The sequence below is a fragment of the Actinophytocola sp. genome (assembly GCF_035634895.1).
Classification (GTDB): domain Bacteria; phylum Actinomycetota; class Actinomycetes; order Mycobacteriales; family Pseudonocardiaceae; genus Actinophytocola.
The window spans coordinates 15,476-29,582 of the sequence record NZ_DASQCC010000217.1 but is presented as its reverse complement, the minus strand read 5'-3'; the positions used below and the strand labels follow the sequence as shown (position 1 = coordinate 29,582).

Genomic DNA, 14,107 nt, shown 5'->3' with positions numbered 1-14,107 from the left:
GCGCCCGCGGGCGTGGTCCGCTCACCGACGCCGATCGCGAGCACCCCCGGCCCGAGCAGCAGCACGTCGCCGCCCTCGACCGGCGCCGAGTGCGCGCCGTACGCGCGGCCGGCCGACCGGAACCGCGGGTGGTAGGCGTAGATGAGGTCCAGCAGCGCGGTCTCCCGGTTGCGTGCCGGCATGGCCAGCGACGCGATGGCGACCCGGTCCCCGATCCACACCGACGAGTCCCTGGTGAACAGCAGGTTCGGCAGCGGGTCGACGACGAAGTCGTGCGGGTGGTGCATCCTGCGCACCAGCGAGGCGCCCTCCGCGTCGGGCAGCTCCTCGAACGTCATGCCGGCCATGAGCACGCCCGCGAGCCCGGCGGGGGTCAGCGTCGACAGGTGCGAGCTGAGCGCGTCGGCCAGCTCGTGCCCGACGCGGCGCCGGTCGACCGCGGTGTCGGCGGCCGCGGCGTGGGCGCGTTCGTCGCCGAGTGCGGTGACCAGCACCTCCGCGAGCAGCAGCACCTCGACGTCCCGTGACCGGAGCGTCTCGGCGAACGCGTCGTGCTCCTCCCGGGCCCGCTCGACCCAGGGGATCGAGTCGAAGAGGAGCTGGTCGTTGTTGCGTGGGGTGAGGCGCTTGAGCTCGTCACCCGGCCGGTGCAGCAACACCGCACGCAGCGGCCCGACTTCGCTCTCCACCCGGAGTTCCTCGGTCACGCCGGCACCTCGCCCGCTCCGTGGCGCCGGCCCGCTCCGCTGTGGGGCCGTCCGCGGTCGAGGCGCCGTCCTGAGTGTGGTCCTGAGTGTCGTCCTGAGTTTCGATGGTTCGCTGCGCAGGCTCCGCTCACGCGCCGAGCCTAGCCAAGCTCGGGTGGGAAGCCGCCCGTCGCGACGGGACCCCAGCGGTCGATCGTGACGCGGATCAGGGACTTGCCCTGCTTGCGCATGGCGTCCCGGTACTCGTCCCAGTCGGGGTGCTCGCCGGAGATCACCCGGAAGTACTCGACCAGGGGTTCGACCGAGTCCGGCAGGTCCAGCACCTCCGCGGTGCCGTCCACCTGCACGTACGCGTCGTTGAACTCGTCGCCGAGGATCAGCACGGACACCCGGGGGTCGCGCTTCGCGTTCCGCGCCTTGGCCCGCCGGGGGTAGGTGGAGATCACGATCCGGCCGTCGGTGTCGAGGCCGCACGTCACCGGGGAGAGCTGCGGGCCGCCGTCGGCGCGCCGCGTCACCAGCACGGCGTGGTGGCGGGGCCGGATGAACTCGTTGAGCTTGTCGCGGTCGACCTGGTCTGCGGTTGCGAACTTGGGCACGGTCACCACCCTACGACGACCGGTAGCGTGCGGTCGTGATCTGGCTGAACCCACCGCGCCCCGAGACGCCGCCGATCGAGAACCGTCGCATGGTGGTCGTCGAGATCGTGCTCGTCTTCACCCTGACACTGGGCATGTCCGGGCTGCGCAGCCTCCTGTCGCTGATCGACTCGCTGCTGCGGGAGGAGGCGCTCGCCGACCAGGCGGTGGCGCTGAACGTCTCGCAGGCGAACAACCAGGTGCTGGACTTCCTGCGGCAGCTGCTCAGCGCGACGCAGCTGTTCGCGTGGGGCGCGCTCGGGCTGTACCTGCTGTGGCGGGCGGGGCTGAAGCTGCGGGACATCGGCCTCGACCGGCGGCGAGTCCCGGGCGACCTCCTGCGGGGCGTGGGTCTCGCCGCGCTGATCGGTGTGCCGGGGCTGGCGTTCTACCTGGTCGCGCGGGCGGTCGGGGCCAACCTGACGGTCGTGCCGACCACGCTGGACCACTGGTGGGCGGGACTGACGCTGACCGTGTCGGCGTTCGCCAACGCGTGGGCCGAGGAGGTGCTGGTCGTCGGCTACCTGATCACCCGCCTGCGGCAGCTGGGGCTGCGGGAGAACTCGTCGCTGCTGGTCTCGGCGGTGCTGCGGGGTTCGTACCACCTGTACCAGGGGTTCGGCGGGTTCGTCGGCAACGTGGTCATGGGGCTGGTGTTCGGGCGGGTGTGGCAGCGGACGAACCGGCTGTGGCCACTGGTGCTGGCACACTTCCTGATCGACTTCGTGGCGTTCGTGGGTTATGCCCTTCTGCGAGGTCATGTGGCCTGGCTGCCCTGATGCGGGTTTGATGAGGTCATGGCCGGCCTCGACGAGTACCGACGCAAGCGGGACCCGGACCGAACCCCGGAGCCGGTGCCCACGACGGGCGAACCACTCCCGACGGGCAACAACGACACGTTCGTGATCCAGGAGCACCACGCGACGTCCCTGCACTGGGACGTGCGGCTGGAGCGGGACGGGGTGCTGGTGTCGTGGGCGGTGCCCCGAGGCCTACCGGATGTCCCCGGTGACATCCGGCTGGCGGTCCACACCGAGGACCACCCGATGGAGTACCTGGAGTTCTCCGGCGAGATTCCGAAGGGTGAGTACGGCGGCGGCCGGATGTTCATCTGGGACCGTGGCCGCTACGAGACGGTGAAGTGGTCCGACCGCGAGGTGGCGGTCGTGTTCGACGGCGCGAGGGCGCATGGGAAGTACACGTTCTTCCGCAGTGGCAAGGGCGAGAAGGACTGGATGGTCCGCCGCTCGGACCCACCGCTCAGGCGCGACTTCAGCCAGCTGCCCGAGCTGGTGGAGCCGATGCTGGCGTCCCCGGGCACGCTGCCGGACGACGAGTCCGACTGGTCGTACGAGTTCAAGTGGGACGGCGTCCGCGCGCTGGCGAGGGTGGAGGGTGGCCGGCTGCGCCTCCATTCCCGCAAGGGCAACGACATCACCGTCACCTACCCAGAGCTGCGGCGGCTGGGCGAGGAGCTGGGGGCCACCCAGGTCTGGCTGGACGGGGAGATCGTGGCCATGCACGATGGCCGGCCGAGCTTTCCCGCGCTACAGCAACGAATGCACGTACACAACGAACGTCAGGCGAGAAGCCTGTCGAACTCCGTCCCCGTGACCTACCTGATCTTCGACGTGCTGCACCTGAACGGAAAGTCGTGCGTGGACCTGCCGTACACCGAACGCCGGGAGCTGCTGGCGGGTCTCGACCTGACCGGCCCGCACTGGCACGTGTCGCCGTCGTTCGACGACGCCGGCGCGGCGGTGGTGGAAACGGCCCGCGAACAGCGGCTCGAAGGCGTGATCGCCAAGCGGCGGTCGTCCCGCTACTACCCCGGCCGCAGGACCGCCGACTGGCTGAAGATCACCGAGGTGCTGACGCTGGAGGTACTGATAGGCGGCTGGCGCCCGGGTGAGGGCCGGCGGGAAGGCGGTATCGGCTCCCTGATGATGGGCGTCCCGACGGACGTGGGCGTGCGGTACGTGGGCCAGGTGGGCACCGGTTTCACCGACGAGGTGTTGGCCGACCTCCACGATCGGCTGAAGCCGTTGGTACAGAAGGAGAATCCGTTCCACAACGAGGTCCCCCGGGAACGGGCGAAGGGCGCGACGTGGGTGCGTCCGGAGCTGGTGGGCGAGGTCGAGTTCCGCAACTGGACCCCGGACGGGCGATTACGGGCCCCGTCCTGGCGGGGGCTGAGATCGGACAAGGACGCGGCAGACCTGGAACCAGAGGCGGTGGCGGTGGCGGCCGGTCCGCCGGCCGAGGAGGAGCCGGCCGAGCAACAGCGGCCCACGAACGTCCTGGTGGACGTGGAAGGCCGCCGGCTGCGGCTGACCAACCTGGACAAGGTCCTCTACCCGGACGCGGGTTTCACCAAGGCACAGGTGATCGACTACTACAGCCGGGTGGCGCCGGTCCTGCTGCCACACCTGAAGGACCGCCCGGTGACCCTGAGAAGGTTCCCCGACGGCGTGAAAGGCCAACCGTTCTACGAGAAGAACGCGTCCCGCAACGCGCCGGAATGGGTGCGCACGGTCCGGATCGAGACGCCAGGAAGCACCAAGGGCAACGAGACACTGGACTTCGTGGTGCTGAACGACCTGCCGAGCCTGGTGTGGGCGGCCCACATGGCGGCACTGGAGCTGCACATCCCGCAGTGGAAGGTGGACCGAAAGGGCGACCGTCTGACCCCGGACCTGCTGGTGTTCGACCTGGACCCGGGTGCCCCCGCGACGATCGTCGAATGCTGCGAGGTGGCGCTGAAGCTCAGGGAGGTCCTGTCGACGCACGGCCTGGAGGTGGTGGCGAAGACGAGCGGCAGCAAGGGGATGCAGCTGTACGCCCCGATAAGGACGACAGCCGTGGCCCGTACGTCGGAGTACGCGAAGGCGGTGGCCGAACACCTGGCCGGCGAGAACCCCGAGCTGATCGTGGCCCGCATGGCGAAGGACCTGAGGCCGGGCAAGATCTTCATCGACTGGAGCCAGAACAACCAGTACAAGACGACGATCGCCCCGTACTCGCTGAGAGGCCGCCCGACCCCCACGGCGTCGACCCCGGTCACGTGGGACGAGGTGGCGAGGTGTCGCCACCCCAACGACCTGGCCTTCACCGCCCCGGACGTGCTGTCCCGCCTGGACGAGCACGCGGACCTGCTGAAGCCGTTGCTGGCAAGGAAACGTCCCCAACTGCCGGAGCTGTGACGACGAGAGATCGCTACTCGGGACAGCCCGCGGCTAGGCCCCGTGCTGGAGCGCGAGGAACGGGCACCCCACCATCCGCCGCAGCTCGTCCGACAGGTCCCGCAGTGTCGCGATCGGCCGGGAGAACGCCAACCGCACGTCGTGGTCCCCGTCGAAGCTCTCGACCCGCAACCGCAACCCGTAGCGGTCCAGCCCCAGCGGCCGCAGGTGACCGCCCTGAAGCTGGTCCGGCAGGTGCCGGCGCAGGGTGTGCACGACCTCCGTGTGCGACAGCTCCAGGTGCCGCAGCCAGCCCGCCTCCTGGTGGCAGAACGGGTCGGGCTCCGACAAGGCGAACGAGGCCGGCGTCACCGGGTGTGTCCCGTCCGCGTCCGCGATCACCATCGACACCGGGGTCAGGCGCAGCAGCGACGCCCCGTGGCCGAGGTCCAGCAGCCGCGGATCCGGTCGCCGCGCGGCGATCGACAGTGCGACGGTCCGCGCGTCGGGCAGCGGCAGGATCGCGAGCTGACCGGTGATCCACAGCAACCCACGCACCGACTCCCGAAGCGGCACCGGCGCGACGTCGACCACCTCGACCATCGCCGTCAACGGCGCGCTCCACATGGCGAGCTCGTGGTCGGACGGCAGCAGCACCGACACCGCCCCGTCGTCGTGCACGTGGTGCAGCAGCGGCGAGACGCGGTCGGCCGGCGCGCTGGTCGGCGGCAGCGACGGCATGGGTGGCAGCAACGTGGCCGGCCCACGCGCGGCCATGGTCCTGGCGCGTTCGCCCGGACTGGGGGTCGGGGGTCGATCGGTCACAACTGCACCTCCGCGAGTTAGGTTATCCTAAGTCGCTGGAAAAGCGCACGTAGGTAGCCTGGGCGTGTGAACGTGACCCAAGCTCTCGCCCTCGCGGGTGTCATCCTGCTCGGTGCGATGTCCCCCGGTCCCGACTTCCTCGTCGTGCTCCGGTCCGTCCTCTCCGGCGGGCGCCGCGCCGGCATGGCCTGCGCGGCCGGTGTCGCATGCGGCCTGCTGGTGTGGGCGGGCATCACCTCGGTCGGCGTCGCCGGCCTGCTCGCCACCTCCGCGGTCGCGTTCACGACGGTCAAGCTAGCCGGTGCCGCGTACCTCGTCTACCTCGGCATACGCGCCCTGCTGGCGGCCCGCCGCGGCGGGTACACCGAGACGCCGGCGCCCGCCAAGGCCAGGTCGGCAGGCGGCGCGTTCGCGGCCGGACTGCTCACGAACCTGCTGAACCCCAAGGTCGCGGTGTTCTTCCTCGCCCTGTGGCCCCAGCTCCTACCCGCGCACGCGAGCGTCCTCGACACGGCCACGCTGGCTGGCGTCGCGGCCGGCACGACCCTGCTCTGGTTCCTGGTCCTGGCCAACATCGTGACCGTGCTGCGCCGGTTCCTCACCGCCGCCAGGGTCCGCCGCACCATTGACGCGGTCACGGGCACCCTGCTCGTCGGCATCGGCGTACGGATCGCGGCCAGCAGCTAGTGTCCACCGAGCTGACGGACCGAGCTGCGTTCTGCCGACGCCCAGGCTCAGCTGGAAGTTCGCGCGGTAGGTCGTCGCTGTCGCCGGTGCGGTGATGTTGTGGGTCTGGGCGCCGCCGTCGGACCAGCTCGTCCAGCGGAACGGCAGGCCCAGGAACAGGTTCTGCGGGCTCGGCGCGCTCACCGTGTTGTTCGAGCCCACGATGACCGTCCGCGTGAACGGCGCCGTCTGCCCGGTCCCGCCGACCACCAGCCGTGCGCCGCCCGGGGTCGACTGGAACGTCAGCGCCACCGTTCGCGGGTTCAGCCGCACGGTCTTCGACGTCCGGTGCCCGTCGGAGTCCGTCGCCGTCAGGGTCAGGTCCAGATAGGACGGGTACTCGTGGTCCGGTGCCACCAGGCTGCCCGACGCCACCCCGGTCCAGCTCTGCACGGTGTGCGCGTGGCAGTTCGTCGATGTCGTGCAGTGCTGCAACGTCAGCTGCCAGGTGAGTGCGGACGCCGGCAGCGAACCGTCCTGTGCGTCGCCCGCCCGGCCCGCGAACGGGATCGTCTCGCCCACGCTCCACCGGGTCGACGCCGTCGGGTCGTCGATGGTCACGACCGGTGTGTTGCTCGGCGGGTTCCCCACCGTCACGGGCACCGTCGTCGTCGAGGACTGGCCGACCGGGTCGGTCACCCGCAGTCCCACCGGGACGGTTGCCTGCGCCACGTACGTGTACCGCGGGTTCACGGTCGTGGAGTCGTCGTAGGCGCCGTCGCCGTCCAGGTCCCACGCGTACGTGAGCGCGCCGCCCTCCGGGTCCGACGAGCCCGAGCCGTCGAAGACCACGGTCAGCGGCGCCGCGCCGGACGACGGGGTCGCCGTGGCGCGCGCGGTCGGCGGCTGGTTCGGCGGGTAGCTCACCCGGTGCAGCTCGCCGGCGCCCAGCGCCACGTAGTACAGGTCCCCGCCAGGACCGGTCAGCAACTGCACCGGCACGTCCGCGCCCGTCACCAGCGGCGCGATGTCCGCGGGGTCCGGCTGACCGTTCGCGCCCCGCCGCATCGCCCAGACGCAGCCACGTGAGCTGTCCGCGAAGAACAACGCCCCGTCGTACGCCGCCGGGTAGTCGCTGTCGGTCTCGAACGCGATGCCGCTGATCGACGAGCCGCCGGTCGGGCACCCGTCACCGGACGCGACCGGCGCGGTGTGGTTGTACGTGTAGTACGGCACGTTCGGCGGTGCCTGCCCGCCGTACAGCGACTCGCAGAGGGTCAGGTTCGCGCCGTCGTAGCCGGACTGCCGCGCCGCGCCCTCGTAGCACGGCCAGCCGAAGTTCTCCGCCACGCCGTCCGTCGCGTTCGGGATCCGGTCGATCTCCTCCCAGGTGTTCCAGCCGACGTCACCGGCCCACAGCTCGCTGGTGCCGGGCCGGAACGCGAACCGGAACTCGTTGCGGAAGCCGTACGCGACGATCCGCCGCGCGTTCGTGTTCGGGCTGCTCGCGAACGGGCCACCGGGCATCGGCGCGCCCGTGTCCGGGTCGAGCCGCGAGATCGCGCCGTTCAGCGGTACCGGCTCGCCAGCGGGCCGCCGCACGGACTGCGACCGCAGCGCGCCGCCCCGCGCGTCCGGCGGCGCCAGGTTCGTCCCGGCCGCGCCCGGCGGGTCGGCGCACGGGTTGCCGCGCTGGCCCCAGTCGGCGTAGTTGAAGCTCGCGCCGTCGCCGCCACCCACGTACAGCGCCCCGTCGGGCCCGAACGTCACCGTGCCGACGGAGTGCGACGGGAACTGCTGGCACCAGTCCGTGAGCAGCACCCGCTCACCGCCGGTCGCGACGCCGTTCGCATCGAGCGTCAGCCGGGACAGGCGCCCGGTGACCAGGCACCCGTCCTCGGTCGCGCCGGGCGGAGTTGGACACGTGTCACCCCATTGGGGCGCAGTACCACCTGGCAGGGCGTCGAACGTGTACAGCACGTACAGGTACGGCCGGGCCGGGTAGGCCGGGTCGAGCGCCATGCCGAGCAGGCCGCGGTCCCAGTAGTCCTGCGTCTGGGTGCGCAGGTCCGCGGTGATCGTCGCGGTCGGGTCGGACAGTGAGTCGAACGTCTTGACCAGCCCGCTCTTCTCGCTGACGAACACCCGGCCGTCCGGCGCGAACACGGCGTTGGTGGGGGAGGTGAGCCCGCCGATCACCGCGGTGTCGGTGAAGCCGGCCGGCACCTCGGCGGCGGCGGTCGTGGCGGTCGTCGGCAGTGCCGCCAGTGCGCCGGCCGCGAGGGCGGCGGCCACCAACAGTGGGCGCGCGGAAGCGCGGCGAGAGCACACGGGGTCCCCCATTCCAGGCGATTCGTCGCCAGGAAGTTCGACCCGTGCGGCCGACTTGGTTCACTCTTCAGTGGACCCACGATCGAGTGATTGACATCACATTGTCACGGGGGGTTGGGCTTCTTCGCGCTACGTGGTCGGGCCGCGGCCCGACCAGGACCACGCGTAGGCGGGATCCTCGCAACCCGCCGCCGCCTCGCCCAGCTCCAGCGGGCGGAACGTGTCGACCATGACCGCGGTCTCGTCGAAGTAGTCCACGCCGATCGCGGCCTCCGCCGCGCCCGGCTGTGGTCCGTGCGTGAAGCCGGACGGGTGCAGCGACAGCGACCCGAGGCCGATCCCCGAGCCCTTCCGCGCCTCGTAGTTGCCGCCGACGTAGAACATCAGCTCGTCCGAGTCCACGTTCGCGTGGTTGTACGGCACGGGGATCGCCAGCGGGTGGTAGTCGACCTTGCGTGGGCAGAACGAGCACACCACGAAGTTCGGCCCCTCGAACGTCTGGTGCACCGGCGGCGGCTGGTGCACGCGCCCGGTGATCGGCTCGAAGTCGCGGATGTTGAACGCCCACGGGTACAGGCACCCGTCCCAGCCCACGACGTCGAACGGGTGGTTGGCGTAGGTGAACCTCGTCAGCCCCGCCCGGTGCCGGACCAGCACCGGCACGTCGGTGTCGTCGGCCAGGAACGGCTCGTCTGGCCCGCGCTGGTCGCGCTCGCAGTACGGCGCGTGCTCCAGGAACTGGCCCTTCGTCGACAGGTACCGCTTCGGCGGCCCGATGTGCCCGGTCGCCTCGATGACGTACAGCCGCGTCTCGCCGTGGGGGAGCACGCGGTAGGTCGTGGAGGTCGGCAGCACGATGTAGTCGCCGTCCGTCACCTCCAGCGCCCCGTAGCTGGTCTCGATCGTCGCGGCGCCGGTCTGGACGTACAGCAGCTCGTCACCGACCGCGTTGCGGTACAGCGGGCTCGGCGCGGTGGCGATGGCGAACGCGATCGTCAGGTCGCCGTTGCCGAACAGCGTGCGGCGGCCGGTGACCGCGTCGACCTCATGCCGTTCCTCCGACTTCAGGTCCTGGGTGCGGAAGTGGCGCGGCATCAGCGGGTGGTTGGGCGTCAGCGTCCCACGGTGGTCCTCGACGACCTCGGCGTTCACGATCGCCGTCGGCAGAAACCGGTGGTAGAGCAGGGCGGAGTCCGACGAGAAGCCCTCGACGCCCATCAGCTCTTCGGCGTAGAGCGAGCCCTCCGGGGAGCGGAACTGCGTGTGCCTTTTACGGGGGATCTCCCCGACGCGACGGTAGTAAGGCATGATCCGTCCAGTGTTCGATAGTCGGACATCTTTGTTCAGTTGCTGATACGCTACTAGCGTGTCAGCCGTGTCAAGCGCCGCACCCCAGCCCGCGTCAGATCAGCGGGACGTGCCCTCCCTGCTCGCCCGGCTCATCGACGACGCCGCGTTGTTCCCGCCGTGCAACGCGACCGTGCCCGACGCGGTCCGGTTGCACCTGGCGGCGAGATCGAGTGACGTCTCCGATGTGCTGGGACTTTTCCTCTGCCCGGCCTCGCGCCTGCCGGAGCTGATCACCGAGTTGATCAAGGTGAAGCCGGCCAGGCCGGTGGAGCTGTCGCTCGTGATCGACACCGGGCTCGGCGGTGTGCCGAAGGCGCTGTCGATCGTCGAGTCGCGGGCCGAACTGCTCGCGCTGCGCATGGTGGAGATGCCGGCGCCCTCCGACGTCGACGAGGTGTGGCTGGAACGCGTCTCGGAGTTCGTGCCAGAAGATGTGATCCGCGTCATAGAGCCGCGGCGCGGCGGCGCGGCCTGGCTCGACGGCATCCAGCGCGTGATCGAGCACGGCAGCTGGCCGAAGATCCGCTGCGGCGGGGTGTCCGCGCAGAACTTCCCGAGCGTCGAGGAGATCGCCGGTTTCCTCGCCGTGATCAACAACGGCGGCGCGTCCTTCAAGGCGACCGCCGGTCTGCACAACGCGGTCCGGCACACCGACGGGGAGACCGGCTTCACCCACCACGGCTTCCTCAACCTCCTGCTCGCGACCGCCCGCCTGCTGGCGGGCGCGCCGGAGGAGGAGGTCCACGCGGCACTGTCCTCGACCGACAGCAAGGCGCTGGCCGAGGAGGCCCAGAACCTGACCGAGCACGAGGCCCTGTCGGTGCGCGGTGTGTTCGCGTCCTACGGCTCCTGCTCGCTGACCGACCCCGTCACCGACCTCGAGGCGCTGGGGCTGCTGTGACCTCCTGGGTGCGCGATCCCGCGTTCGCCCGCGACCAGCCGTTCGGCCCGCAGACGCTGCCGTACGGCGTGGTGGACGCGGGCGACGGGCCGCGAGTGGCCGTCCGGCTGGGTGACCACGCGCTGGCCCTGCCGTCGATCGCGCGACACCTTGGCGACCTGGCCGAGCTGGTGTCCGGGGTGTCCCTGGACCCGCTGCTGGCGGCGACCAGGGCGGACTGGAGCGGGCTGCGGGCCCGGTTGACCTCGCTGGTGACGCAGCCCTCCGCCCCCACGGGCGCCGAGTTGGTGTCGCTGTCGGACGTACGGATACCCCTGCCGTTCACGGTCGGCGACTACGTGGACTTCTACAGCTCGCGCCACCACGCGGAGAACGTCGGCCGGATCATGCGGCCCGACTCCGACCCGCTGCTGCCGAACTGGACACACCTGCCGGTGGGGTACCACGGCCGTTCGGGCACGGTCGTCGTGTCCGGCACGCCGGTGGAACGCCCGCACGGGCAGCGCCGCGGCAAGGGCGGTCCCCACTTCGGCCCGTCCGGCCGCCTGGACGTCGAGGCGGAGGTCGGGTTCGTGTGCGGCGGCCCGGTCGCCCGCCGGGTCCCGACGAGGTCGGCGGCCGAGCACATCTTCGGCGTGGTGCTGCTGAACGACTGGTCGGCCCGCGACATCCAGGGCTGGGAGTACCAGCCGCTGGGCCCGTTCCTCGGCAAGTCGTTCGCGACGTCGATCTCCGCGTGGGTGACCCCGCTGGACGCGTTGGCGACGGCCCGCGTCGCGGTGCCGGACGTGGGCAACCCGTGGCTGCCGTACCTGGTGGAGGACACGCCGTGGGGCCTGGACCTGCGACTGTCCGTGGAATGGAACGGCACGGTCGTGTCGCGGCCGCGGTTCGCGGACATGTCGTACTCGTGCGCGCAGCAGCTGGCCCACATGACGGTGAACGGGGCGACGGTCCGGCCGGGTGACCTGTTCGCGTCCGGCACGGTGTCGGGTCCGGAAGAACGGCAGCGGGGCTCGTTCCTGGAGCTGTCGTGGGGTGGGCGCGACCTGATCGAGCTGGCGGACGGCCAGACACGGACGTTCCTGGAGGACGGCGACACGGTGGTCATCACCGCGCAGGCCCCCGGCGAGGACGGCTCGGTCGTCGGGCTCGCGCCGGTCGAGGGCACCGTGCTGCCGGCGGTGGACCTGTAGTGGCCCGCCCGATCCGTCCCATCCAGCCGGCGTCCACCCGCCCGGCGCCGGCCGGCCGGGAGAGCTCGCTGACGCTGGAACGTGGCCTGGCGCTGCTGCAGGCGGTGGCCGACTCGGAGTCGGAAGCTCCGACGATCAGCGACCTGGCGACCGCGATCGGCGCGTCGCGGGCTGCGGTGTACCGGCTGCTGGTGCCTCTGCAGGACCGCGGCCTGGTCCGCCGCGACGGCTCGAAGGTCCGGCTGGGCCTGGGCCTGCTGCGGCTGGCCGCCCGGGTCACGCCGCAGCTCCGGCTCGCGGCGCTGCCGGCACTGCGGGAGCTGGCGGAGTCGGTGGGGGCGACGTCCCACCTGACCGTGGCGGACGGCGAGGAGGCCCAGGCCATAGCGGTGCTCGAACCGTCATGGACGACGTACCACGTGGCGTACCGGGTGGGGACGCGTCACCCGCTGTCCCGGGGGGCCGCCGGCAAGGCCATCGGCCTGCGGGAGGAGAACCCGGGCTGGCTGTCCACGACGGGCGAGCTCCAGTCCGGCGCGTCCGGCATAGCCGCCCCGGTCCGCGGTGTCCCGGGTCTGCGGGCGAGCGTCGGCGTGATCAGCTTCCAGTCCCTGGAGAGCGAGGTGGTGGGCCCCCGGGTCCTCGCCGCCGCGGCGGCGGTCGCCGAAGCCCTGCGTTGACCCGCGCTCACACCGGCCGGCGCGCCAACACCTTCCGCAGCGCCCGCTGGGCCCGGTCGACCCGCCGCGCCTCGTAGGCGATGGGCAGGTAACGCAACCGTTCCGGCAGCATCGGCAGCAGCCGGGCGACCGCGAAACCCAGCAGCCGCAACGCCCGCTCGTCGCGGTCCGTCCACACCAGACCGAGGGTCGCCCGCGCCTTCGGTGGCAGGGTGCCGACGGTGACGAAGTGCTGTACCCGCCCCGGCACGTCCATCGCGAGCTTCCACAGTGGACGGAACAGTCGTGGCAGCGCCGGCGGCGGCGGAACCTGGCGGGTCCCCGCGAGGAACTCGTAGGCCGTCGGGTGCGCCACCAGCGTGTGGTCCAGCATGTCCGCGAAGTACTTGCGGTACGCGTCGTACGTCGGCGGGATCTCCTTCTCCGCCACGTGCAGGTTTCGCGCCACCTGCACGATCTCCGCGTAGAACGCCTCGGCGTCCTCCGGTGAGAGCGGGTGGCGGGAGAAGTACCGCGCACCCGTCTCGTACGCGTACGGCGCGGTCAGGATGATCCACGCCCACGGCCCCGAGGCCAGCGCCCTGTGCGTCACTCCGTCCACAGTGGACTTCAGTGGCGCGTGCATCGAGCGCAGCCGGTCCCCTTCGGTCAACGCCTCCTGCCCGCCGTACACCCACGTCAGCACCGATGCGACCGACCGCAGTGCGCGCCCGATCGCGTCCGTCCGGAACACCGAGTGCTCGCCGACGACCGCCCCGACCGTCGGATGCATCACCTGCAACGCGAACGCGGCCCCTGTGGTCAGTGGGAACGTCACCAAGCCGGTCTCGTCCCACAGCCGCGTCCCCGGTTCGATCGGCCGTCGCATGGTCGCGGCTCCTTCCCGGCGAACAGTCACACTCAGACTATTGCCTTCCATGCCGCCAGCAGAGCGAAAATCACGAACACCACCGCGGCCCCCCGCTGGATGAGGTGCGCGGGCACCTTCGCGCGCAGCTTGCGGCCGACCAGCAGCGCCAGCATGGTCACGCTCATCAGCGCCAGGAACGTCCCGATGCCCACCGCGACCGGGGTCGCGTATCGCGCGGCCACGCCGATGGCGGTGACCTGCGAGGCGTCGCCCCACTCGGTGAGGAACAGCGTGCCGAACGAGATCATCACCGCCCGCGCGAACGGCACCGCGTCCCGTCCGGACACGCCGGCACCGTCCGCCTCGTCGGTGTCGGCCGCGAGGCTCTCCCGCAGCAGCAGGAACGCGCCCAGCCCGAACAGCACGGCGATCGTGCCCGCGACGATCCGCTCCGGCAGCAGCGTGATGGCACTGCCCAGCGCGACGGCGATGACCGACTGCAGTGCGAACGCGACGGCGGCGCCGGCCAGCACGGGCCGGCTGTGGAAGCGGCTGGACAGCACGAGTGTCAGCGCCGTCGTCTTGTCCGGCAGCTCCAGCAGGAAGACGGCGCCGTAGGCGGAAACGAAAGCCAGGAGCCAGTGGCCCATAGGAACGGATACCTCTCCGCGTCGGGCCCGGACGGAGGCGGCATGACTCCGGCCGGGCATGTCTGAAACCCGGCCGGAGGTCTCGTTCGCCCGCTCGTGAACGGGTGAGGCACCGGACCCGCGTGAGCGGG

Annotated in this window: 12 protein-coding genes and 1 pseudogene; 6 read left to right on the top strand and 7 right to left on the bottom strand. The window is 71.2% G+C overall.

Annotated features, from left to right (window positions below):
* Together VET29_RS33555 and VET29_RS33550 are read right to left on the bottom strand one after the other, a co-directional pair.
* A partial coding sequence (locus VET29_RS33555) for an arginine deiminase family protein (protein WP_324928281.1) occupies nt 1-689 on the bottom strand: 689 nt, incomplete at its 3' end.
* A 158-nt stretch (nt 690-847) separates the two neighbouring features.
* A complete protein-coding gene (locus tag VET29_RS33550) occupies nt 848-1,306 on the bottom strand; it encodes a PPOX class F420-dependent oxidoreductase (protein WP_324928275.1) in 459 nt (152 codons plus the stop codon).
* Between the two features lie 89 nt (nt 1,307-1,395).
* Between VET29_RS33550 and VET29_RS33545 the strand changes: the two genes are divergently transcribed.
* Both VET29_RS33545 and ligD read left to right on the top strand, forming a co-directional pair.
* Nucleotides 1,396-2,124 carry a CPBP family intramembrane glutamic endopeptidase gene (locus VET29_RS33545; protein WP_324928279.1) on the top strand — a complete coding sequence of 243 codons (729 nt, stop codon included), beginning with the start codon at nt 1,396-1,398 and terminating at the stop codon, nt 2,122-2,124.
* An 18-nt stretch (nt 2,125-2,142) separates the two neighbouring features.
* A complete protein-coding gene (gene ligD, locus VET29_RS33540) occupies nt 2,143-4,548 on the top strand; it encodes a DNA ligase D (RefSeq protein ID WP_324928273.1) in 2,406 nt (801 codons plus the stop codon).
* A 33-nt stretch (nt 4,549-4,581) separates the two neighbouring features.
* Here the strand turns inward: ligD and VET29_RS33535 are convergent, their stop codons facing one another.
* Entirely contained in the window at nt 4,582-5,304 is a 723-nt protein-coding gene (locus VET29_RS33535; RefSeq protein ID WP_414636685.1) for a DUF2470 domain-containing protein, read from the bottom strand.
* A 114-nt stretch (nt 5,305-5,418) separates the two neighbouring features.
* Between VET29_RS33535 and VET29_RS33530 the strand changes: the two genes are divergently transcribed.
* The gene (locus tag VET29_RS33530; protein ID WP_324928269.1) at nt 5,419-6,039 is read left to right on the top strand and encodes a LysE family translocator; all 621 of its coding nucleotides are present in this window, start codon (nt 5,419-5,421) and stop codon (nt 6,037-6,039) included.
* A gap of 639 nt (nt 6,040-6,678) precedes the next feature.
* Here the strand turns inward: VET29_RS33530 and VET29_RS33525 are convergent.
* Both VET29_RS33525 and VET29_RS33520 read right to left on the bottom strand, forming a co-directional pair.
* Nucleotides 6,679-8,361 (bottom strand): annotated as a pseudogene (locus tag VET29_RS33525) (PQQ-dependent sugar dehydrogenase); the annotation flags it as partial.
* A 117-nt stretch (nt 8,362-8,478) separates the two neighbouring features.
* Nucleotides 8,479-9,657 carry a homogentisate 1,2-dioxygenase gene (locus tag VET29_RS33520; RefSeq protein ID WP_324928267.1) on the bottom strand — a complete coding sequence of 393 codons (1,179 nt, stop codon included), beginning with the start codon at nt 9,655-9,657 and terminating at the stop codon, nt 8,479-8,481.
* Between the two features lie 67 nt (nt 9,658-9,724).
* On the opposite strand from VET29_RS33520, the gene VET29_RS33515 reads away from it, so the two are divergent.
* The 3 genes from VET29_RS33515 to VET29_RS33505 are packed head-to-tail and all read left to right on the top strand — an operon-like array spanning nt 9,725 to nt 12,476.
* Nucleotides 9,725-10,600 carry a hypothetical protein gene (locus VET29_RS33515; protein WP_324928277.1) on the top strand — a complete coding sequence of 292 codons (876 nt, stop codon included), beginning with the start codon at nt 9,725-9,727 and terminating at the stop codon, nt 10,598-10,600.
* A complete protein-coding gene (gene fahA, locus VET29_RS33510) occupies nt 10,597-11,796 on the top strand; it encodes a fumarylacetoacetase (protein WP_324928265.1) in 1,200 nt (399 codons plus the stop codon). Before VET29_RS33515 ends, fahA begins: the two co-directional genes overlap by 4 nt.
* A complete protein-coding gene (locus VET29_RS33505) occupies nt 11,796-12,476 on the top strand; it encodes a helix-turn-helix domain-containing protein (protein WP_324928263.1) in 681 nt (226 codons plus the stop codon). The genes fahA and VET29_RS33505 overlap by 1 nt, the downstream gene beginning before the upstream one ends.
* Before the next feature lie 7 nt (nt 12,477-12,483).
* On the opposite strand, the gene VET29_RS33500 is transcribed toward VET29_RS33505, so the two are convergent.
* Entirely contained in the window at nt 12,484-13,344 is an 861-nt protein-coding gene (locus VET29_RS33500) for an oxygenase MpaB family protein (RefSeq protein WP_324928260.1), read from the bottom strand.
* A 32-nt stretch (nt 13,345-13,376) separates the two neighbouring features.
* Entirely contained in the window at nt 13,377-13,976 is a 600-nt protein-coding gene (locus tag VET29_RS33495) for a TMEM165/GDT1 family protein (protein WP_324928258.1), read from the bottom strand.
* Between the last annotated feature and the right edge of the window lie 131 nt (nt 13,977-14,107).

Excerpts from the sequence above, each read along its gene's own strand:
- VET29_RS33535 (WP_414636685.1), bottom strand. The coding sequence starts at position 5,304 with ATGGCCGCGCGTGGGCCGGCCACGTTGCTGCCACCCATGCCGTCGCTG.
- VET29_RS33500 (WP_324928260.1), bottom strand. The coding sequence starts at position 13,344 with ATGCGACGGCCGATCGAACCGGGGACGCGGCTGTGGGACGAGACCGGC.
- VET29_RS33495 (WP_324928258.1), bottom strand. The coding sequence starts at position 13,976 with ATGGGCCACTGGCTCCTGGCTTTCGTTTCCGCCTACGGCGCCGTCTTC.
- ligD (WP_324928273.1), top strand. The coding sequence starts at position 2,143 with ATGGCCGGCCTCGACGAGTACCGACGCAAGCGGGACCCGGACCGAACC.
- VET29_RS33520 (WP_324928267.1), bottom strand. The coding sequence starts at position 9,657 with ATGCCTTACTACCGTCGCGTCGGGGAGATCCCCCGTAAAAGGCACACG.
- VET29_RS33545 (WP_324928279.1), top strand. The coding sequence starts at position 1,396 with ATGGTGGTCGTCGAGATCGTGCTCGTCTTCACCCTGACACTGGGCATG.